At 73.8% G+C, this 19,639-nt stretch carries 14 protein-coding genes and 1 pseudogene; 12 read left to right on the forward strand and 3 right to left on the reverse strand.

Features of this window, described 5'->3' with window-relative positions:
* The first annotated feature begins 5 nt into the window (after positions 1–5).
* The 5 genes from cobN to cobI all read left to right on the forward strand — a co-directional run bounded on the left by cobN (position 6) and on the right by cobI (position 8,480).
* Positions 6–3,656 (forward strand): cobaltochelatase subunit CobN, encoded by a 3,651-nt coding sequence (cobN, locus tag ACFVT1_RS31985; RefSeq protein WP_389801782.1) that lies wholly within the window; start codon positions 6–8, stop codon positions 3,654–3,656.
* Between the two features lie 100 nt (positions 3,657–3,756).
* Complete coding sequence (locus ACFVT1_RS31990) at positions 3,757–5,766, forward strand: putative cobaltochelatase (protein WP_389801693.1); 2,010 nt, start codon at positions 3,757–3,759, stop codon at positions 5,764–5,766.
* On the forward strand, positions 5,766–6,365 hold the full coding sequence (gene cobO / locus ACFVT1_RS31995; protein ID WP_389801697.1) for a cob(I)yrinic acid a,c-diamide adenosyltransferase: 600 nt from the start codon (positions 5,766–5,768) through the stop codon (positions 6,363–6,365). The genes ACFVT1_RS31990 and cobO overlap by 1 nt, the downstream gene beginning before the upstream one ends.
* A 10-nt stretch (positions 6,366–6,375) precedes the next feature.
* Positions 6,376–7,737: a cobyrinate a,c-diamide synthase gene (locus tag ACFVT1_RS32000; RefSeq protein ID WP_389801700.1), complete on the forward strand. Its 1,362-nt coding sequence runs from the start codon at positions 6,376–6,378 to the stop codon at positions 7,735–7,737.
* Positions 7,734–8,480, forward strand: coding sequence for a precorrin-2 C(20)-methyltransferase (gene cobI, locus ACFVT1_RS32005; RefSeq protein WP_389801703.1), 747 nt, complete (start codon positions 7,734–7,736; stop codon positions 8,478–8,480). The genes ACFVT1_RS32000 and cobI overlap by 4 nt, the downstream gene beginning before the upstream one ends.
* 23 nt (positions 8,481–8,503) lie before the next feature.
* On the opposite strand, the gene ACFVT1_RS32010 is transcribed toward cobI, so the two are convergent.
* Positions 8,504–9,226 carry a ZIP family metal transporter gene (locus tag ACFVT1_RS32010; protein ID WP_389801705.1) on the reverse strand — a complete coding sequence of 241 codons (723 nt, stop codon included), beginning with the start codon at positions 9,224–9,226 and terminating at the stop codon, positions 8,504–8,506.
* 107 nt (positions 9,227–9,333) lie between these two features.
* Here ACFVT1_RS32010 and cobM point away from each other — a divergent pair, with 107 nt between their 5' ends.
* The 6 genes and pseudogenes from cobM to cobC all read left to right on the forward strand — a co-directional run.
* Positions 9,334–10,182 (forward strand): precorrin-4 C(11)-methyltransferase, encoded by an 849-nt coding sequence (cobM, locus tag ACFVT1_RS32015; RefSeq protein WP_389801708.1) that lies wholly within the window; start codon positions 9,334–9,336, stop codon positions 10,180–10,182.
* On the forward strand, positions 10,179–11,477 hold the full coding sequence (cbiE, locus tag ACFVT1_RS32020; protein WP_389801711.1) for a precorrin-6y C5,15-methyltransferase (decarboxylating) subunit CbiE: 1,299 nt from the start codon (positions 10,179–10,181) through the stop codon (positions 11,475–11,477). The genes cobM and cbiE overlap by 4 nt, the downstream gene beginning before the upstream one ends.
* Positions 11,474–13,192: a precorrin-3B C(17)-methyltransferase gene (gene cobJ, locus ACFVT1_RS32025; protein WP_389801713.1), complete on the forward strand. Its 1,719-nt coding sequence runs from the start codon at positions 11,474–11,476 to the stop codon at positions 13,190–13,192. Before cbiE ends, cobJ begins: the two co-directional genes overlap by 4 nt.
* A complete protein-coding gene (locus ACFVT1_RS32030; RefSeq protein ID WP_389801716.1) occupies positions 13,189–13,797 on the forward strand; it encodes a precorrin-8X methylmutase in 609 nt (202 codons plus the stop codon). Before cobJ ends, ACFVT1_RS32030 begins: the two co-directional genes overlap by 4 nt.
* Positions 13,794–14,714 (forward strand): sirohydrochlorin chelatase, encoded by a 921-nt coding sequence (locus ACFVT1_RS32035; protein ID WP_389801718.1) that lies wholly within the window; start codon positions 13,794–13,796, stop codon positions 14,712–14,714. The genes ACFVT1_RS32030 and ACFVT1_RS32035 overlap by 4 nt, the downstream gene beginning before the upstream one ends.
* Positions 14,644–15,792 (forward strand): annotated as a pseudogene (gene cobC, locus ACFVT1_RS32040) (Rv2231c family pyridoxal phosphate-dependent protein CobC); the annotation flags it as partial. The gene ACFVT1_RS32035 and the pseudogene cobC, both read left to right, overlap by 71 nt.
* 58 nt (positions 15,793–15,850) lie before the next feature.
* Here the strand turns inward: cobC and ACFVT1_RS32045 are convergent.
* Both ACFVT1_RS32045 and ACFVT1_RS32050 read right to left on the reverse strand, forming a co-directional pair.
* Positions 15,851–16,903, reverse strand: coding sequence for an SCO1860 family LAETG-anchored protein (locus ACFVT1_RS32045; RefSeq protein WP_389801720.1), 1,053 nt, complete (start codon positions 16,901–16,903; stop codon positions 15,851–15,853).
* A gap of 334 nt (positions 16,904–17,237) precedes the next feature.
* Positions 17,238–18,314 (reverse strand): amidohydrolase family protein, encoded by a 1,077-nt coding sequence (locus tag ACFVT1_RS32050; protein WP_389801785.1) that lies wholly within the window; start codon positions 18,312–18,314, stop codon positions 17,238–17,240.
* Positions 18,315–18,451: 137 nt separating this feature from the next.
* Between ACFVT1_RS32050 and ACFVT1_RS32055 the strand changes: the two genes are divergently transcribed.
* Entirely contained in the window at positions 18,452–19,558 is a 1,107-nt protein-coding gene (locus ACFVT1_RS32055) for a pyridoxal-phosphate-dependent aminotransferase family protein (RefSeq protein ID WP_389801723.1), read from the forward strand.
* The last annotated feature ends 81 nt before the right edge of the window (positions 19,559–19,639 follow it).

Consider the following 19,639-nt stretch of genomic DNA (forward strand, 5'->3'; position numbering starts at 1 on the left):
CCCCTATGAGCACCGTGCTGTTGTTGTCGACCGCCGACACGGACCTCCTCGCCGCGCGTGCCTCCGGCGCGCCGTACCGCATCGGCAACCCCACCCGCATCGACGCCCGCGAGGAACTCCCCGCGCTGATCGAGGGCTCCTCCGTCGCCGTCGTCCGTCTCCTCGGCGGCAAGCGCGCCTGGGAGGACGGGCTGGCCGTCCTCAGGGCGTCCGGCGTCCCGACCGTGCTGCTGGGCGGCGAGGCCGTCCCGGACGCGGAGCTGATGGCCGAGTCGTCCGTGCCGGCCGGTGTGGTCGCCGAGGCGCTGCGCTACCTCGTGGAGGGCGGCCCCGGAAACCTCGTGGAGCTGGCCCGCTTCCTCTCCGACACCGTCCTGCTGACCGGCCACGGCTTCGCCGAGCCGCAGAAGATGCCCGAGTGGGGCCTGCACGGCGACCGCGCGTCCGTCGAGGGCCGCCCGACCGTCGGGGTGCTCTTCTACCGGGCGCACCAGCTGTCCGGGAACACCTCGTTCGTGGACGTCCTCTGCGACGCGGTCGAGGCCCGCGGTGCCAACGCCCTGCCGGTGTACTGCGGTTCGCTGCGCGGCGCGGACGCCGGTCTCTACGAGCTGCTCGGCCGTACGGACGCCCTGGTCGCCACGGTCCTCGCGGCGGGCGGCACCCGCGCGTCGGACGCCTCCGCCGGGGGCGACGACGAGGCCTGGGACATCGGCGCGCTGGCCGATCTGGACGTCCCCGTGCTCCAGGGCCTGTGCCTGACCTCGTCGCGCGCCGCGTGGGAGGCGTCGGACGCCGCCCTCTCCCCCATGGACGCCGCGATGCAGGTCGCGATCCCGGAGTTCGACGGCCGGCTGATCACCGTCCCGTTCTCCTTCAAGGAGCAGGGCCCGGACGACGTGCCGGTGTACCGCGCCGACCCCGAGCGCGCCGCGCGCGTCGCCGGAATCGCGGTGCGCCACGCCGTCCTCAAGCACAAGGCGAACGCCGAGAAGAAGCTCGCCCTCGTCTTCACCGCCTACCCGACCAAGCACTCCCGCGTCGGCAACGCCGTCGGCCTGGACACGCCCGCGTCCGCGGTGCGGGTCCTGGACGCCCTGCGCGACGCCGGCTACGGGGTCGACGGGCACCCCGACAACGGCGACGAGCTGATCCACCGCCTCATCAACGCCGGTGGCCACGACGTCGAGTGGCTGACCGAGGAGCAGCTCGCGGCCGCCCCCGCGCGCGTCCCGCTCGCCGACTACCGGGCCTGGTTCGACACGCTGGAGCCGGAGCTGCGCGACTCGATGCTGGAGCACTGGGGCGAGCCGCCGGGCTCGCTGTACGTGGACGGGGACGAGATCGTCCTCGCCTCGCTGCAGTTCGGGAATGTGGTGGTGCTGATCCAGCCGCCGCGCGGCTTCGGCGAGAACCCGATCGCGATCTACCACGACCCGGACATGCCGCCGTCGCACCACTACATGGCGACGTACCGCTGGCTGGAGAATTCGTTCGGCGCGGACGCCGTCGTCCACATGGGCAAGCACGGCACGATGGAGTGGCTGCCGGGCAAGGGCCTCGGCCTGTCCGCCGGGTGCGGTCCCGACGCCGTCCTCGGCGAACTGCCGCTGATCTACCCGTTCATCGTCAACGACCCGGGCGAGGGCACCCAGGCCAAGCGGCGTGGGCACGCCACGGTGGTGGACCATCTGGTGCCGCCGATGGCACGTGCCGACACCTATGGCGACCTGGCCAAGCTGGAGCAGCTGCTCGACGAGTACGCGCTGGTCAGCGATCTCGACCCGACGAAGGCCCCGGCGGTCCGGGCCCAGATCTGGACGCTGGTGAAGGCCGCCGAGCTGCACCACGACCTCCATGTCGACGAACAGCCGGGCGAGGACGCCTTCGACTCGTTCGTCATGCACATCGACGGCTACCTCTGCGAGATCAAGGACGTCCAGATCCGGGACGGCCTGCACATCCTCGGCGGCGGCCCCGTCGACGAGGCACGGGTCAACCTGGTGCTGGCCGTGCTGCGCGCCTCCCAGGTGTGGGGCGGAACGGCGAACGCGCTGCCGGGGCTGCGGGCGTCGGTCGCCGAGCACTTCGGGCTCAGCGAGAAGGAGTTGCTGGCCGAGCCGGGCGCCGCGGTGAAGGTGCCGGCCGAGCTGACCGGACTGGTCGACGGCCCGGCGCGCACCGGTGCGGACGCGATCGACCTGCTGGAGCGGCTGTGCCGCCGGCTCGCGGAGGGCATGGAGGAGCGCGGCTGGGACCTCGCGGCCGTTGCGGGACTGGTGCGGGACGTCCTGGGCTTCGAACTCCCGGCCGCCGTGGCCGTGCTGGGCTTCGCGTGCGAGGAGGTCGTGCCGCGGCTGGCCCGGACGACGGACGAGATCGACCACATCCTGCGGGCGCTGGACGGCGGCTTCGTACCGGCCGGGCCTTCGGGCTCGCCCACGCGCGGGCTCGTCAATGTGCTGCCGACCGGCCGCAACTTCTACTCGGTCGACCCGAAGGCGATTCCGTCCCGGCTGTCGTGGGAGGTCGGGCAGTCGCTCGCGGACTCCCTGATCGCCCGGTACCTCGCGGACACGGGCGACTATCCGAAGTCGGTCGGTCTGACCGTGTGGGGCACCTCGGCCATGCGCACGCAGGGTGACGACATCGCGGAGATCCTGGCCCTGCTCGGCTGCCGGCCGGTGTGGGACGACGCGTCGCGCCGGGTGACCGGCTTCGAGGTCGTACCGGTGGGCGAGCTGGGCCGGCCGCGCATCGATGTGACCGTACGGATCTCCGGATTCTTCCGCGACGCGTTCCCGCATGTGGTGGGGCTGATCGACGACGCGGTACGGACGGTGGCGGAGCTGGACGAGCCGGCCGACGCCAACTACGTACGGGCGCACGCCGATGAGGACACGGCGGACCACGGCGACCGGCGGCGGGCCACGGCACGCATCTTCGGGTCCAAGCCGGGGGCGTACGGGGCGGGGCTGCTGCCGCTGATCGACGCCCGGAACTGGCGGTCGGACGCGGATCTGGCCGAGGTGTACGCGGTCTGGGGCGGTTACGCGTACGGGCGAGGGCTCGACGGGCGGGCGGCGCGCGGCGACATGGAGACCGCGTTCCGGCGGATCGCGGTGGCGGCGAAGAACGTCGACACGCGCGAGCACGACCTGGTGGACGCGGACGACTACTTCCAGTACCACGGCGGCATGGTCGCCATGGTGCGGCACCTGACCGGCGAGTCGCCCGAGGCGTACGTCGGCGACAGCGCCACGCCGGACCAGGTGAAGACGCGGACGCTGGGCGAGGAGACGCACCGGGTGTTCCGGGCGCGGGTGGTGAACCCGCGGTGGATGGCGGCGATGCGGCGGCACGGGTACAAGGGCGCTTTCGAGATGGCCGCGACCGTGGACTACCTGTTCGGGTACGACGCGACGGCGGGTGTCGTCGACGACTGGATGTACGAGAAGTTGTCGGCGGAGTACGTCTTCGACCCGGAGAACCGGGAGTTCATGCAGAAGTCCAACCCCTGGGCGCTGCGCGGGATTTCGGAGCGGCTGCTGGAGGCGGCCGAGCGGGGGCTGTGGGCGGAGCCGGACGCGGAGACGCTGGAGCGGTTGCGGGCCACGTATCTGGAGCTCGAAGGCGATCTGGAGGGGGACGGGTGAGCGGGCTGCGCGCACCCGACGACCGGGGGATCCGCCCCCGGAACCCCGCTCCGCGAACGCCGCAGGGGCCGACAGCACACCGTTCACCCATGGAGGCACCGTGAGTACGCCGTACCCCTTCACCGCCGTCGTCGGGCAGGACGATCTCCGGCTCGGGCTGCTGCTGAACGCCGTCTCGCCCGCCGTCGGCGGTGTGCTGGTGCGCGGCGAGAAGGGCACCGCCAAGTCCACCGCCGTGCGGGCGCTCGCCGCGCTCCTGCCGGAGGTTCCCGTCGTCGCCGGGTGCCGGTTCTCGTGCGACCCGGCGTCGCCCGATCCGGCGTGTCCCGACGGTCCCCACGAGGCCGGGGCCGGCGTGTCGCGGGATGCGCGCATGGTGGAGCTTCCGGTCGGCGCGTCCGAGGACCGGCTCGTCGGGGCGCTCGACATCGAGCGGGCGCTCGCCGAGGGCGTGAAGGCCTTCGAACCCGGGCTGCTCGCCGACGCCCATCGCGGCATCCTGTACGTCGACGAGGTCAACCTGCTCCACGACCACCTCGTGGACCTGCTGCTGGACGCGGCCGCCATGGGCGCTTCGTACGTGGAGCGCGAAGGCGTCTCCGTACGGCACGCGGCGCGTTTCCTGCTGGTCGGGACCATGAACCCCGAAGAGGGGGAGCTGCGGCCCCAGCTCCTGGACCGGTTCGGGCTGACCGTCGAGGTCGCCGCGTCCCGCGAGACCGACCAGCGGGTCGAGGTCGTGCGCAGGCGACTCGCGTACGACGACGATCCCGCCGGTTTCGCCGCCGAGTGGGCCGCCGAGGAAGGCGCGTTGCGGGCGAGGATCGTCGCCGCGCGTGCGCTGCTCCCCGAAGTGCGCCTCGGGGACGGGGCGTTGCGGCAGATCGCGGCCACCTGCGCGGCCTTCGAGGTCGACGGGATGCGCGCGGACATCGTGATGGCCCGGACGGCGACCGCGCTGGCCGCCTGGGCGGGGCGTACGGATGTGCTCGCCGAGGACGTACGGCAGGCCGCCCTGCTCGCGCTCCCCCACCGGCGTCGGCGCAATCCCTTCGACGCGCCGGGCCTGGACGAGGACAAGCTCGACGACACGCTGGAGCAGAACAGCGGCGAGGGCGACGACCCGGACCCGGACGGCCCCGGTGGCGGCGGCCGGCCCCCGCAGGGCGACGGGCCCGGCACGCCGCCGCAGCCCGAGGGCGAGGCCGGTGACACGCCCGCGCAGTCCGTGCCCGAGCAGGGGCAGGGGCAGCAGTCCTCCGGGGGCGGTGAGCAGCAGCCCGTACGTGCTGCCGAGCCGTTCCGTACGAAGCCGCTGAGCGTGCCCGGCCTGGGCGAGGGTGCGGCGGGACGGCGGTCCCGGGCGCGCACCGAGCACGGGCGTACGACCGGTGCGCGGCGTCCGCGGGGCGCCCTGACCAAGCTGCATCTGGCGGCGACCGTGCAGGCCGCCGCCCCCCATCAGCGGGCGCGGGGGCGGTCGGGACGGGGGCTGGTGGTCCGGCGGGACGATCTGCGGCAGGCGACCCGGGAGGGGCGCGAGGGGAACCTCGTGCTGTTCGTGGTGGACGCCTCCGGGTCGATGGCCGCCCGGCAGCGGATGAGTGCCGTGAAGGGGGCGGTCCTTTCGCTGCTGCTGGACGCCTACCAGCGGCGGGACAAGGTCGGGCTGGTCACCTTCCGGGGCAGCGACGCCGAGGTGGTGCTGCCGCCGACGTCGTCGGTGGACGCGGCGGCGGCACGGCTGGAGGCGCTGCCGACCGGCGGGCGTACGCCCGTCGCGGCCGGGCTGTTGAAGGCCCATGAGGTGCTGCGGGTGGAGCGGCTGCGTGATCCGTCGCGGCGGCCGTTGCTGGTCGTGGTGACCGACGGGCGGGCGACCGGGGGGCCCGAGCCGGTGGCGCTGGCGTCGCGGGCGGCGCGGCTGCACGAGGCGGAGGGCATCGCGTCGGTCGTCGTGGACTGCGAGTCGGGGCCCGTACGGCTCGGGCTCGCGGGCGCCCTCGCGCGTGATCTCGGCGGCACCGCCGTGACGCTCGACGAGCTGCGGGCGGACTCGATCGCCGGACTCGTCAAGGATGTTCAGTCGACCAGCAGGAGGGCCGCGTAATGCCGCAGGGACAGCCGACCACCGTGCCGGACGACGGGCTCACCACCCGTCAGCGCCGCAACCGTCCGCTGCTGGTGGTGCACACCGGCATCGGGAAGGGGAAGTCGACGGCGGCCTTCGGGCTCGCGCTGCGCGCCTGGAATCAGGGGTGGCCGATCGGCGTCTTCCAGTTCGTCAAGTCGGCGAAGTGGAAGGTCGGCGAGGAGAACGCGCTGAAGGTCCTCGGGGCGAGCGGCGAGGGGGGCTCCGTCGCCTGGCACAAGATGGGCGAGGGCTGGTCGTGGGTGCAGCGCGACCGGCAGCTGAACAACGAGGAGGCGGCGCGCGAGGGCTGGGAGCAGGTCAAGCGCGACCTGGCCGCCGAGACGTACCGGCTGTACGTCCTCGACGAGTTCGCGTACCCGATGCACTGGGGCTGGGTCGACACCGGCGAGGTGATCGAGGTGCTGCGCAACCGTCCCGGTACGCAGCATGTGGTGATCACCGGGCGCAACGCGCCCGCGGAGCTGGTGGAGGCCGCCGATCTGGTGACCGACATGTCGAAGGTCAAGCACCCGATGGACGCCGGTCAGAAGGGTCAGCGGGGCATCGAATGGTGAGGGACCCGCGGTGAACGTTCCGCGTCTGGTGATCGCCGCGCCCTCGTCGGGGAGCGGCAAGACCACCGTGGCCACGGGGCTGATGGCGGCCTTCGCGGGGCGGGGTCTCGCCGTGTCCGCGCACAAGGTCGGGCCCGACTACATCGATCCGGGGTACCACACGCTGGCCACGGGGCGGCCGGGCCGCAATCTCGACGCGTACATGTGCGGTCCGGAGCTGGTCGCTCCGCTGTTCGCGCACGGTGCGCTCGGCTGCGATCTGGCGGTCGTCGAGGGCGTGATGGGGCTGTACGACGGGGCGGCGGGCCACGGTGAGCTGGCGTCGACCGCCCAGGTCGCGAAGGTGCTGCGGGCGCCCGTGGTGCTGGTGGTCGACGCGTCGTCGCAGTCGCGGTCCGTGGCCGCGCTGGTGCACGGCTTCGCCTCGTGGGATCCGCGGGTGCGGATCGGCGGGGTGATCCTGAACAAGGTCGGCTCGCAGCGGCACGAGGCGCTGCTGCGGGAGGCGCTGGACGAGTCGGGTGTGCCGGTGCTGGGGGTGCTGCGGCGGACGGAGCGGGTGGCCGTGCCGTCACGGCATCTGGGCCTGGTGCCGGTGGCCGAGCGGCGGGGCGACGCGGTGGACGCCGTCGCGGCGATGGCGGACCGGGTGCGGGCGGGATGCGACCTGGACGCGCTCATGGCGTTGGCGCGGTCGGCGCCCGCGGTGCCGGGCGCGGTGTGGGACGCGGCGGAGGCGGTGGGCGGCGCCCGCGACGGGGCCGCTCCCCGGCTCCAACGGGTCGCCGTCGCGGCCGGGGCCGCGTTCACGTTCTCCTACGCCGAGCACACCGAGCTGCTTGCCGCCGCCGGGGCCGAGGTCGTGCCGTTCGACCCGTTGCGGGACGAGGCGCTGCCCGAGGGCACGCGCGGGCTGGTCGTCGGGGGCGGGTTTCCCGAGGTGTACGCCCCCGAGCTGTCCGCCAACGAGCCGTTGCGCAAGGCCGTCGCGGAGCTGGCGGCCTCGGGGGCTCCGGTGGCCGCCGAGTGTGCGGGGCTGCTGTATCTGGCGCGTTCGCTCGACGGGCTGCCGATGTGCGGGGTCCTCGACGCCGAGGCACGGATGTCCGAACGGCTGACGCTGGGCTACCGGGAGGCCGTGGCGGTCTCCGAGAGTGTGCTGGCGGCGCCCGGGACGCGGGTGCGCGGGCACGAGTTCCACCGGACCGTGCTGGAGCCGGGCGCCGGGGCCGCACCGGCGTGGGGTCTGCATCAGCCGGAGCGGCGCGTGGAGGGGTTCGTGCAGCGGGGCGTGCACGCGAGTTATCTGCATACGCATGGGGCTTCGGCGCCCGGTATGGTCCGCCGATTCGTTGAGAGGTGCGAGGGATGAACCACGGTCACGGTACGAGCAGGCTGGTCGGCGTCGGCGTGGGCCCCGGTGACCCGGAGCTGGTGACCGTCAAGGGCGTGAACGCGCTGCGCGATGCCGCGGTCGTCGTCGTGCCGGTGATGGACACCGGTGAGCGGGGGCGGGCGGAGGCGACCGTGCTGCACTACGTGGCGGCCGACAAGGTCGTGCGGGTGGTGTTCGCGCTCAATGAGCGGACGGACCGGGCACGCCGGGAGGCGGCGTGGGACGCGGCGGGCGAGCGGGTCGCCGCGTTGCTGCGTACCCATGGTTCGGTGGCGTTCGCGACGATCGGCGACCCCAATGTGTACTCGACGTTCACCTATCTCGCGCAGACGATAGGCGAGCTGCTGCCGGGGACGGCCGTGGAGACCGTGCCCGGGATCACGGCCATGCAGGATCTGGCCGCCCGCAGCGGTGCGGTGCTGACGGAGGGCACGGAGCCGCTGACGCTGGTGCCGGTGACGGCGGGGGCCGCGGCGCTGAAGGAGGCCCTCGAAGGTCCCGGGACGGTCGTCGCGTACAAGTTCGGCCGGCTGGCGGCGGAGGTGGCCGCGGCGCTGCGGGAGACGGGGCGTACCGAGGACGCGGTCTGGGGTTCCGCGCTCGGGCTGCCCGAGGAGTCGATCCGGCCGGCGGCGGACCTCACCGAGGGGCCGTTGCCGTACCTGTCGACGCTGATCGCGCCCGCGCCGCGCGACGGCGGGCGGGGCGGGAAATTGTGAGGTGCCCGGGTGCGGCGCGGTGGTCAGTCCGCGATGCCCACGACCAGCCAGATGAAACCCACCCCGGCCACCGTGCACAGCAGCGTGGAGCGGGCCGGGTGTTCGTGGTGTGCCTCGGGGAGGATCTCGGCGGCGGCGAGGTAGAGCAGTGCGCCGCCGAAGAAGCCGAGATAGCAGCCGAGCGGTTCCTCCGGAAGGGTGAACAGCAGCGTCGTCGCGGCGCCCACGACCGGTGCCAGGGCGTCGGCGAACAGCATGAGCAGGGCCTTGCGGCGGGCGTTCCCGTACAGGCTGGTGATCGTGTAGGTGTTGAAGCCGTCGGCGAAGTCGTGCGTGATGACGGCGAGGGCGACGGCGGCTCCCATGCCCGCGCCCACCTGGAAGGCCGCGCCGAGCGCGACGCCGTCCATCAGGCTGTGGCCGACCATCGCCGCCGCCGCCGTGAGTCCGACCTGCGGCACCCGCTCCTCGCCCGCGCCGTGTGCCGCCTGGCGCACCGCGAGCAGGCGCTCCACCAGATGGGCGACGAGGAAGCCGCCCACGAACAGCAGCAGGGCTGCGGGGACGCCGAAGACGGGCTCGCCCGCGGCGCCGACCGCCTCCGGCAGCAGGTCCAGGCCGACCACACCGAGCATCAGTCCGCCGGCGAAACCGAGTACCAGATGGCGGCGGTCGGTGACGCGTTGGGCGACCCAGCCGCCGGCCAGGGTCATCAGGAACGCGCCGAGCGCGACGAACACCGCCATGCGCTCTTGCTAGCCGATTGACCCGGGTGCGCGCATCTCTGCGCGCGCCGCCACCCGTACCACCGTTTCCGTCCCCCCTGTCCCGTTTTCCGAAAGGACCCCGTCCCATGTCCGAAGCAGTCGACGCAGCCGGCGCGGCCGCCCCGCCCACCCACGGCAAAGTGACATTCGTCGGTGCCGGCCCCGGCGCCGCCGATCTGCTGACCTTCCGGGCGGCGCGGGCCATCGCGGATGCCGACATCGTCATCTGGGCGGCGAGCCTGGTGCAGGCGGAGGTCCTGGAGCACGCCCGGGAGGGCGCGGAGATCCTCGATTCGGCGCAGATGTCGCTGGAGCAGGTCGTCGCCGTGTACGAACGCGCGGCCGCCGAGGGGCTGAAGGTGGCCCGCATCCACTCCGGCGACCCGGCGCTGTGGGGCGGCACGCAGGAGCAGGTCGACCGGTGTGCCGGGTTGGGGGTGGCGGTCGAGATCGTGCCGGGGGTGTCGTCGTTCTCGGCGGTCGCGGCGATCGCGCAGCGGGAGCTGACGATTCCGGAGGTCGCGCAGTCCGTGATCCTGACCCGTCTCGGCGGCGGCAAGACGCCGATGCCGCCGGGCGAGGAGGTACGGGAGTTCGCGCGTCACGGCACGACGATGGCGCTGTTCCTTTCGGCTGCCCGCTCCGGGCAGCTCACCCAGGAGCTTCTGGAGGGCGGCTATCCGACCTCGACGCCGGTCGTGATCGCGTACCAGGCGACCTGGCCGGAGGAGCTGGTCCTGCACTGCACGATCGAGACGCTGGAGGAGACGGTCAAGGAGCACAAGCTCTGGAAGCACACCCTCTTCCTGGTCGGTCCGGCGCTGTCGGCGTCGGGGACGCGTTCGCACCTCTACCACCCGGGGCACTTCCACGGTTTCCGCAAGGCCGACAAGGCGGCGCGGGCCCAGCTGCGCGCCCAGCGGTCCGGCTCGTGACCGGAACCTCCGGTACCGGGACCGCCGCGCCGGTGCTGGTCTTCGGTACGGGGACGGGCGAGCCGCTCGGTCACGAGGCCCGCCGGGCGCTGGCCGCGGCCACGCTGGTGGTCGGCGCCCGGCGCCACCTGGAAGCCGCGGGGCGGGAGGAGCGGACCGGGCGGGCCGAGCACGTCGTCCTCGGTCCGCTGGCACCCGCGCTCGACCGGATCGCGGAGCACGCGCCCGGGGACGGGGCCCGGGTGGTCGTGCTGGCCTCCGGCGACCCCGGATTCTTCGGGATCGTACGGGCGCTGGCGGAGCGTTTCGGGGCGGCCGCGCTCGATGTGCGGCCGGGCGCGCCGTCCGTCGCGGTCGCGTTCGCCCGGCTCGGGCTGGCGTGGGACGACGCGGTCGTGGTCAGCGCGCACGGCCGCGACCCGAGGAGCGCGGTGAACGTGTGCCTGGCGCACCCGAAGGTGGCCGTCCTGACCGGGCCCGGCGCCGGGCCCGCCGAGCTGGCCGCCGGGCTGGCGCACGGAACCGAGGGGCGCGTCCTGGTCGTCGCGACGGCGCTCGGCGATCCGGAGCGGGAGCGCGTCGAGCGGCTGACTCCCGCCGAGGCGCTGGCCCGTGACTGGCCGGATCCGGTGAGTGTGGTGCTGTGCCTGGACGAGTCCCGGGTGCTCTCCCCGGTGCGGACCGTCGCGGGAGCGGCGGCCGGGCCCGGCCGGTGGGCGCTGGACGAGACGGAGTTCGAGCACCGCGACTCGATGATCACCAAGTTCGAGGTCCGGGCCCTGGCGCTGGCCCGGCTGGGGCCGCGCACCGGTGACCTCGTGTGGGACATCGGTGCGGGTTCGGGTTCCGTGGCGGTGGAGTGCGCACGGCTCGGCGCGGCCGCCGTCGCGGTGGAGAAGACCCCGGACGGGGTCGGCCGGATCAGGGCGAACGCGGCGGCGCACGGCGTGTACGTGCACGCGGTGCACGGCTCCGCGCCCGCCGTGCTCGACGGTCTGGACGAGCCGGACGCGGTGTTCGTCGGGGGCGGTGGGCGTGAGCTGCCCGCCATCGTGACGGCGTGCGCCCGGCGTGCGCGGCGCTCGGTGGTGGTGGCGCTGGCGGCGCTGGACCGGGTGCCCGAGGTGCGTGCGGCGCTGGCCGGTGCCGGGCTCGTGCCCGAGGGGGTGCTGCTGCAGTCCTCCCGGCTGGCGCCGCTGCCCGGTGAGGTGACGCGGCTCGCCGCGACCAACCCGGTCTTTCTGCTGTGGGGCACCCGCCCCGCGGTTCGTGCAAGTGAAGGAGCAACCCAGTGATCGGCCTGATCTCCGCCACGGCGGCGGGCACCGTCGCCCGCGACCGGCTGGCCGCGGCCTGGCCCGGCCGCACCGCGGTCTACGAGGGACCGGTGCGCGAGGCCGTGCAACGGGCGTTCGCCGAGTGCGAGCAGCTGGTGTGCTTCCTGGCGACGGGGGCCGTGGTGCGGCTGCTCGCGCCGCTGCTGTCGGACAAGTCCTCGGACCCGGGTGTCGTCTGCGTCGACGAGGCGGGCCGCCATGCGGTGGCGCTGCTCGGCGGGCACGCCGGCGGGGCGAACGCCCTGGCCGAGGCGGTCGGTGAGGTGCTGGGCGCGGCGCCGGTCGTGACGACGGCGACCGACGCGACGGGGGTGCCGGGGCTGGACATGCTGGGCCTCCCGGTGGAGGGCGATGTGGCGGGGGTGTCGCGCGCGGTGCTCGACGGGGCTCCGGTGGAGCTGCGGGCGGACGCGGTGTGGCCGTTGCCGCCGCTGCCGCCGCAGGTGTCCCCGGGTGCCGAGGGGCCGACGGTGCTGCATGTCACCGACCGCATCGTGGAACTCGGCGCGCGGGCGGCCGTGTTGCGGCCCGCGTCGCTCGCCGTGGGGGTCGGTGCGTCGAGGAACGCGCCGGTCGAGGAGGTCGTCGGGCTGATCCGGGACGCCCTGGGCGAGGCCGGGCTCTCGCCGCTGAGCGTCGCGGAGCTGGCGACGGTCGACGCGAAGGCGGACGAGCCGGGGATCGTCGAGGCCGCCGCGCGGTTCGGCGTACCGCTGCGCACGTACACCGCCGACGAGCTGGCCCGGATCGAGGTGCCCAACCCGTCCGGCGCACCGCTCGCCGCCGTCGGAACGCCGTCCGTCGCGGAGGCCGCGGCGCTCGCCGCGGGGGGCGAACTCCTCGTGCCGAAGCGGAAGTCGAACCCTGCGGGGCGGGCCGCGATGGCCACCTGCGCGGTGGTGCGCCGCGGCCCGCGCGGGCGGCTGGCCGTCGTCGGTCTCGGACCGGGCGCGCGTGATCTGCTGACCCCGCGGGCCCGCGAGGAGCTGCGGCGGGCCTCGGTACTGGTCGGGCTCGATCAGTACGTCGACCAGATCAGGGATCTGCTGCGCCCCGGCACCACGATCCTGGAGTCGGGGCTCGGCGCCGAGGAGGAGCGGGCCCGCACCGCGGTCGCCGAGGCGCGCAAGGGGCATGCGGTGGCGCTGATCGGCAGTGGTGACGCGGGCGTGTACGCGATGGCGTCGCCCGCGCTCGCCGAGGCCGGTGCCGACATCGATGTGGTGGGTGTGCCGGGTGTGACGGCCGCGCTGGCGGCTGCCGCGATCCTGGGCGCCCCGCTGGGCCACGACCACGTGTCGATCAGCCTCTCCGATCTGCACACGCCGTGGGAGGTCATCGAGCGCCGGGTCCGGGCCGCGGCCGAGGCCGACATCATCGTGACGTTCTACAACCCGCGCAGCCGGGGCCGCGACTGGCAGCTCCCGAAGGCCCTGTCGATCCTGTCCGGGCACCGGGAGCCGGCGACCCCGGTCGGGGTCGTACGCAACGCCTCGCGCCCGGACGAGAGCAGCCGGGTGACCTCGCTCGCCGCCCTGGACCCGGCGACGGTGGACATGATGACGGTCGTGACGGTCGGCAACACCGCCACCCGGGAGATCGCGGGCCGCATGGTGACACCGCGCGGCTACCGCTGGCAGTCGGCCACCGCGGCGCGGGGAGGAGAGAAGTGAGCCGGCCCTGGGAGAGAACCGTCCACCCCATCGAGCAGGAGTCGTTCCGGCGGCTCCGCGCCCGCCTGGACACCTCGCACTTCGCCCCGCTGACCCGGGCAGTCGTGGAGCGGGTCGTCCACTCCGCGGCGGATCTGGCGTACGCGACCGATCTGGTCTGCGACGAGGCGTCGCTCGTCGTCGCACACGCGGCGCTGCACGCCGGTGCCCCGGTCGTCACCGATGTGGAGATGGTCGCGGCGGGCATCACCCGCCGCGAGACCGTGTGCCGCCTGAAGGAGGCCAGGTCCGGTCCCGGGCTGACCCGTTCGGCACATGCGGTCCGGCTCGCGTACGAGCAGGTCGGGCCGGGCGCGATCTGGGTGATCGGCAACGCCCCGACCGCGCTGGAGGAGCTGCTCGTCCTCGATGCCGCGCCCGCCCTCGTCATCGGGCTGCCGGTCGGTTTCGTCGGCGCGACCGAGTCGAAGGCGGCGCTGCGCGAGAGCGGTCTGCCCGCCGTGAGCAATGTGTCCGAGAAGGGCGGCTCGGCCGTGGCCGCGGCCGCGCTGAACGCCCTGCTGTACCACCCCGTACCCCCCACCGACACCGAGGAGAACCTGTGACCGCCCCTGCCACCCCGTCCAACCAGCCCGCACTGCTCGTCGCCGGCCACGGCACCAGGGACGAGGGCGGGGCCGCGGCGTTCCGTGACTTCGTGACGGAACTGGGCGAGCGCCACCCCGGACTGCCCGTGGCGGGCGGCTTCATCGAGCTGTCCCCGCCGCCGCTCGGCGACGCCGTGACCGAGCTCGTCGGGCGCGGTGTGCGGCGTTTCGCCGCCGTGCCGCTGATGCTGGTGTCGGCCGGGCACGCCAAGGGGGACATTCCGGCGGCGCTGGCCCGTGAGAAGGAGCGCCACCCCGGCATCTCGTACACCTACGGCCGCCCGCTCGGCCCGCACCCGGCACTGCTGCGGGTGCTGGAGCGCCGGGTCGACGAGGTGCTGGGCGACACCGACCGGTCCGAGGTGACGGTGCTGCTGGTGGGGCGCGGTTCGACCGACCCGGATGCCAACGCCGAGGTGTACAAGGCGGCGCGGCTGTTCTGGGAGGGCCGCGGTTACGCGGGGGTGGAGACGGCGTTCGTGTCGCTCGCGGCGCCCGACGTACCGTCCGGTCTCGACCGTTGCGTGAAGCTGGGTGCCGGGCGCATAGTCGTTCTGCCGTACTTCCTCTTCACCGGCATCCTGCCGGACCGGGTGCGTCGTCAGACCGAGGAATGGGCCGGCGCCCACCCGGAGTCGGACGTCCGCCCGGCCGAGGTCATCGGTGGGGCCGAGGAACTGTTCGACCTGGTCATGGAGCGCTATCGGGAGGCCGTCGAGGGCGATCTGCGGATGAACTGCGACTCATGCGTGTACCGAATCGCGCTGCCGGGCTTCGAGGACAAGGTGGGGCTGCCGCAGCAGCCGCACTTCCACCCCGACGACGACGGCCACCATCACCACCACCCCCACGGCGGTCATGCACACTCCCACTGAAAGTCCCGACGCGACAGGCGCGGGCACGCACGATCTGCGCCACCACGGTGACGCGGAGGTACGGGGACGGGGCCGGGATCTGACCGATCTCGCCGTCAACGTACGGGCCGATACGCCCCCGGCCTGGCTGCGGGCGCGTATCTCCGCGTCGCTGGGCGCGCTCGCCGCCTACCCGGACGGCCGTCCGGCGCGGGCGGCGGTCGCGGCCCGGCACGGGCTGCCGGTGGAGCGCGTGCTGCTGACGGCGGGTGCGGCGGAGGCGTTCGTGCTCGTCGCACGGGCGCTGCCGGCCCGCCGTCCGGTCGTGGTCCATCCGCAGTTCACCGAACCGGAGTCGGCGCTGCGCGCGGCGGGGCACGAGGTGCGGCGGGTGCTGCTGCGCGCCGAGGACGGTTTCCGGCTGGACCCGGCGGCCGTGCCCGAGGACGCGGATCTGGTGGTGGTCGGCAATCCGACCAACCCCACGTCGGTCCTGCATCCCGCGGCCGTGCTGGAGAAGCTGGCGCGTCCGGGACGGACGTTGGTGGTCGACGAGGCGTTCATGGACGCGGTGCCGGGCGAGCGCGAGGCACTGTGCGCTCGCGTGGACGTGCCGGGGCTCGTGGTGCTGCGCAGCCTCACCAAGACCTGGGGGCTCGCGGGGCTGCGCGTCGGTTACGTGCTGGCCGGCCCGGAGACGATCCACGCCCTGGAGGAGGCGCAGCCGCTGTGGCCGGTGTCGTCCCCGGCCCTGGCGGCGGCCGAGGCGTGCATGGAGCCGCGGGCCCTTGCCGAGGCAGCCGCCGCGGCGGAGCGGATCACGGTGGACCGGGCCCATCTGGTCGCGGGACTGCGGGAGTTCACCGAGGTGCGGGTGGCGGAGCCGGCCGAGGGCTCCTTCGTCCTGGTGCGGCTGGAGGGGGCCGCCGAGGTCCGGGAGCGGTTGCGGGCGCTGGGGTTCGCGACACGGCGTGGCGATACGTTTCCGGGGCTGGGCCCGCAGTGGCTGCGGCTGGCGGTACGCGACCGCGCGACGACCAACCGCCTCCTTCAGGCACTCGACCAGGCGCTGCAGACGCTGACCGCCGTCACAGGCTGACGGGGCGGCTCGCGGGGAGCGGCGTTCCGGCACGCGAACGCCGCTCCCCGCTCCTCCGTCAGCTCTGGGCGCGACGCCTGGCCACGACCGTCGCCCCGGCGCCCACCGCCAGCAGCAGGGCCGCGCCGCCCGCGATGTACGGCGTCGCGGAACTGCCGCCCGTCTCCGCGAGGCTGGAGTCGGCGGCCGGAGCGTGGCCGGTGCCGGTCTGGGGCTTCACACCGCCGCTGTCACCGCCGCCGGTGGCACCCGAGGTGCTGCCGGCCGTACTGCCGGACGTGCTGCCGCCGGTCGCCCCGCCGTTGCCGGAGCCTCCGTTGTCCGAACCGCCGCTGCTCGCACCTCCGTTGTCCGAACCGCCGTTGCTCGTACCGCCGCTGTCGCCGCCCGGCCCGGTCGGCTTCGGCGTCTCGCAGGTCGCCCCGGCGAGCGTGACCTCGCCCTGTACATCGGCGACGTTCAGCTTGAGCGGGTTGACGGAGACTTTCAGTTGCAGTGCGGCCGCCGCCGCGGTGCGCGAGGTGGTGTGCGTCTTCGACAGGTCGAGGGTCACCTCGCCGACGCCCGGCACCTTCACCTGCGTGGTGCCGCCCGCGGTGAGGGTGATCCGCTTGCCGAGGACCGACACGTGCCCCAGCACGTTCGACTCGGCGACCGGCTTCCTGCCCGCCTCGCAGACCGCCCTGGAGGTGACCTTCTCGACCTCGATCAGGGGGAGCATCGGCAGTCCGGGCACATGGACCCGGACCTTCGCCAGATTGCTGTACCCCTCGGCCTTCTGCTTGGCGACGGTCGCCCTGGCGGTGGCCACATCGGCGCTCAGCACGCTGAACGGCTGTCCGTTGTCCACCCCGTCGAGCCGCACGCTCAGCGCCGTCCTGTCGGCGCTGGCGGGTGCCTGCACTTCATTGAGCGTGGCCTTGAGCGGCAGCTCGATCGTCTTGTTCAGGAGCGAGACGTCGAGTGCGGTACGGAGCACGACCGCGCTCGCCTTCCCGTCGCCGGTGGTCGCGGTGGTCGCGGTGGTGGCGTGCGCCGGGACGGCGGCCAGCAGGGCGACAGGAGCGACGGCGGCCGCCAGGGCGGCCAGGCGGAAGGTGTTGCTGTTCAAGATGGTGGAACCCCCACAAGAGACATGGAGCCACCGGCGCCGTCCAATGGGGGACATCGCGAGCGCCGGTGACCTCGACCCCGAAAGCTTTACGCACAGAGGGTGAACCGGCAGACACCTGACGTGAGTTCACCCCAAAGGGGGGTTTTCGCGCCTGTATTCGAATATCTCGGTACGTTCGTTCCTCGGAGTCACCCGATCCGCCGAGCGCGGACGGCACGTGGGCCGACTGCGCCGGGGTGCGCGCAGAGGTGTTTCAACGACACGGCAGCGCCGCGGCAACTGCCTGTCAACACGGCGCACCCCGGCCGGGAAGCGGTCCCGTGCGCCGCGCTCAGCCGATCACCCGCCCGTTCAGCACCACCCGTCGCGGCGCCGCCAGCACCCGCACGTCCGCCCGCGGGTCCTCGTCGTACACCACCAGGTCCGCCGGGGCGCCCTCCTCCAGCACCGGCCGCCCCAGCCACCGACGCGCACCCCAGGTGGTCGCGGACAGTGCGTCCAGGGCCGGGATGCCCGCCTTCACCAGCTCGGCGACCTCGTCCGCCACCAGCCCGTGGGCGAGCACCCCGCCCGCGTCGGTACCGACGAAGACCGGGACCCCGGCGTCGTACGCGGCGCGCACGGTGTCGTAACGCCGTTCGTGCAGCCGCCGCATATGGGCCGACCAGCGGGGGAACTTGGTGTCGCCGCCCGCCGCGAGCGAGGGGAAGGTGGCGATGTTGACCAGCGTGGGGACGATCGCCACACCGCGCTCGGCGAAGAGCGGAACGGTGTCCTCGGTGAGCCCGGTGGCGTGCTCGATGCAGTCGATCCCGGCCTCGACGAGATCGCGCAGCGCGTCCTCGGCGAAGCAGTGCGCGGTGACCCGGGCGCCGAGCCGGTGCGCCTCGGCGATGGCCGCCTCGACCGCCTCGCGCGGCCAGCAGGCGGTCAGATCGCCCGCCTCCCGGTCGATCCAGTCACCGACCAGCTTCACCCAGCCGTCGCCGCGCCGCGCCTCCTGGGCGACGTACGCGACCAGTTCGTCCGGCTCGATCTCATGGGCGTAGTTCCGGGTGTACCTGCGGGGCCTGGCGATGTGGCGGCCGGCCCTGATGATCTTCGGGAGGTCCTCGCGGTCGTCGATCCACCGCGTGTCGGCGGGCGATCCGGCGTCCCGCAGCAGCAGCGCACCCGCCTCACGGTCGGCGAGGGCCTGCTTCTCGCTGGTCGCCTCGTCGACGGCGCCGTGCAGGTCGAGCCCGACGTGGCAGTGGGCGTCGACCAGCCCCGGCAGCACCCAGCCGGTGACGGTCACCGCCCCGTCCGCGCCGGCCGGCCTCCCGTACGAGATCCGCCCGTCGACGACCCAGAGCTCGTCCCGGACGTCCTCGGGTCCGACGAGCACCCGCCCCTTCACATGCAGCACCTGCGGTGCCCTGCGATCAGTCATGAACAGCACTGTACGAGGCACCGCTCGGCGCCCTGGGTACGCTTCGACGGAAGCACCGTCCGTACGCGGCACCGCAGCACACCGACCCGACCCGACCCGAAGAGAGCACCACCGTGACGCACCCCTTCCTCGACCTCGCCCCGCTCACCGCCGCGCATTTCGCGGCCGTCGAGAAGCGGGTGGCCCGCCTCCTCGCCACCGAGCAGGACGTCGTCATCATGCAGGGCGAGGCGCTGCTCCCCCTCGAAGGCTGCATCCGGGGCGGCGCCCGGCCCGGCTCGACCGCGCTGAACGTCGTCACCGGGCCGTACGGGCAGACCTTCGGCAACTGGCTGCGGGACTGCGGCGCCAACGTCGTCGACCTGGCGGTTCCGTTCCACACGGCGGTCACCGCCGACCAGGTGGCGCGGGCGCTGGCCGAGCACCCGGAGATCGACTTCGTCTCCCTGGTGCATGCGGAGGCGGCGACGGGCAACACCAATCCGGTCGCCGAGATCGGTGAGGTGGTCCGTTCGCACGGGGCGCTGTTCATGCTGGACGCCGTCGCCTCCGTGGGCGCGGAGCCGTTGCTGCCGGACGTGTGGGGCGTCGACCTCTGCGTGATCGGCGCGCAGAAGGCGATGGGCGGCCCGGCCGGGGTGTCGGCGGTGTCGGTGAGCGAGCGGGCCTGGGAGCGGATCGCGGCCAACCCCCAGGCCCCGCGCCGCTCGTACCTCTCGCTCCTGGACTGGAAGGGGCGCTGGATCGACGGCGGCCGCAAGGCGCTGCTGCACGCACCCGCCCAGCTGGAGATGCTGGCGCTGGAGGCCTGCGTGGAGCGGATCGAGGCCGAGGGCCTGGACGCGCTGATGGCCCGGCACGCCTCGGCGGCCGCGGCGACGCGTGCGGGCGCCGTGGCGCTCGGCGGGGGCCTCACCCCGTATGTGCACGAGGCGAGGGAGGCGGCGCCGGTCGCGACGACGCTGCGCGCCCCGGCGGGCGTGGACGCGGCGGAGCTGGTCGCGCGGGCGCTCGCGGCCGACCCGTCGCTGCCGCTGATCGCGGGCGGGGGCGCACTGTCCAAGGAGATGATCCGGGTCAATCACTACGGTGTGGATGCGACGCGGGGCGCGGTGCAGTCCTCGCTCGCGGCTCTGGGGGCGGCGCTGGCCGATGCGGGCCGGCAGGTCGACTTCGAAACTGCCCGCAAAGCCGTTTCGGAAACCTGGCCGAACGAATAGATCCGGGCCGGCACGCCAATATTCCATAAATGCGGGGAGCTGCTCAATTCCGAGCAGCTTCCCGCATTCTTCTGCCCGCTT

The sequence above is a fragment of the Streptomyces sp. NPDC057963 genome, from assembly GCF_042887155.1.
GTDB lineage: Bacteria > Actinomycetota > Actinomycetes > Streptomycetales > Streptomycetaceae > Streptomyces.

What these genes read in the sequence shown, in the direction of transcription:
- cobM (WP_389801708.1), top strand. Translation starts at nt 9,334, where the DNA reads ATGTCCGAAGCAGTCGACGCAGCCGGCGCGGCCGCCCCGCCCACCCAC.
- ACFVT1_RS32010 (WP_389801705.1), bottom strand. Translation starts at nt 9,226, where the DNA reads ATGGCGGTGTTCGTCGCGCTCGGCGCGTTCCTGATGACCCTGGCCGGC.
- cobO (WP_389801697.1), top strand. Translation starts at nt 5,766, where the DNA reads ATGCCGCAGGGACAGCCGACCACCGTGCCGGACGACGGGCTCACCACC.
- cobN (WP_389801782.1), top strand. Translation starts at nt 6, where the DNA reads ATGAGCACCGTGCTGTTGTTGTCGACCGCCGACACGGACCTCCTCGCC.
- cobI (WP_389801703.1), top strand. Translation starts at nt 7,734, where the DNA reads ATGAACCACGGTCACGGTACGAGCAGGCTGGTCGGCGTCGGCGTGGGC.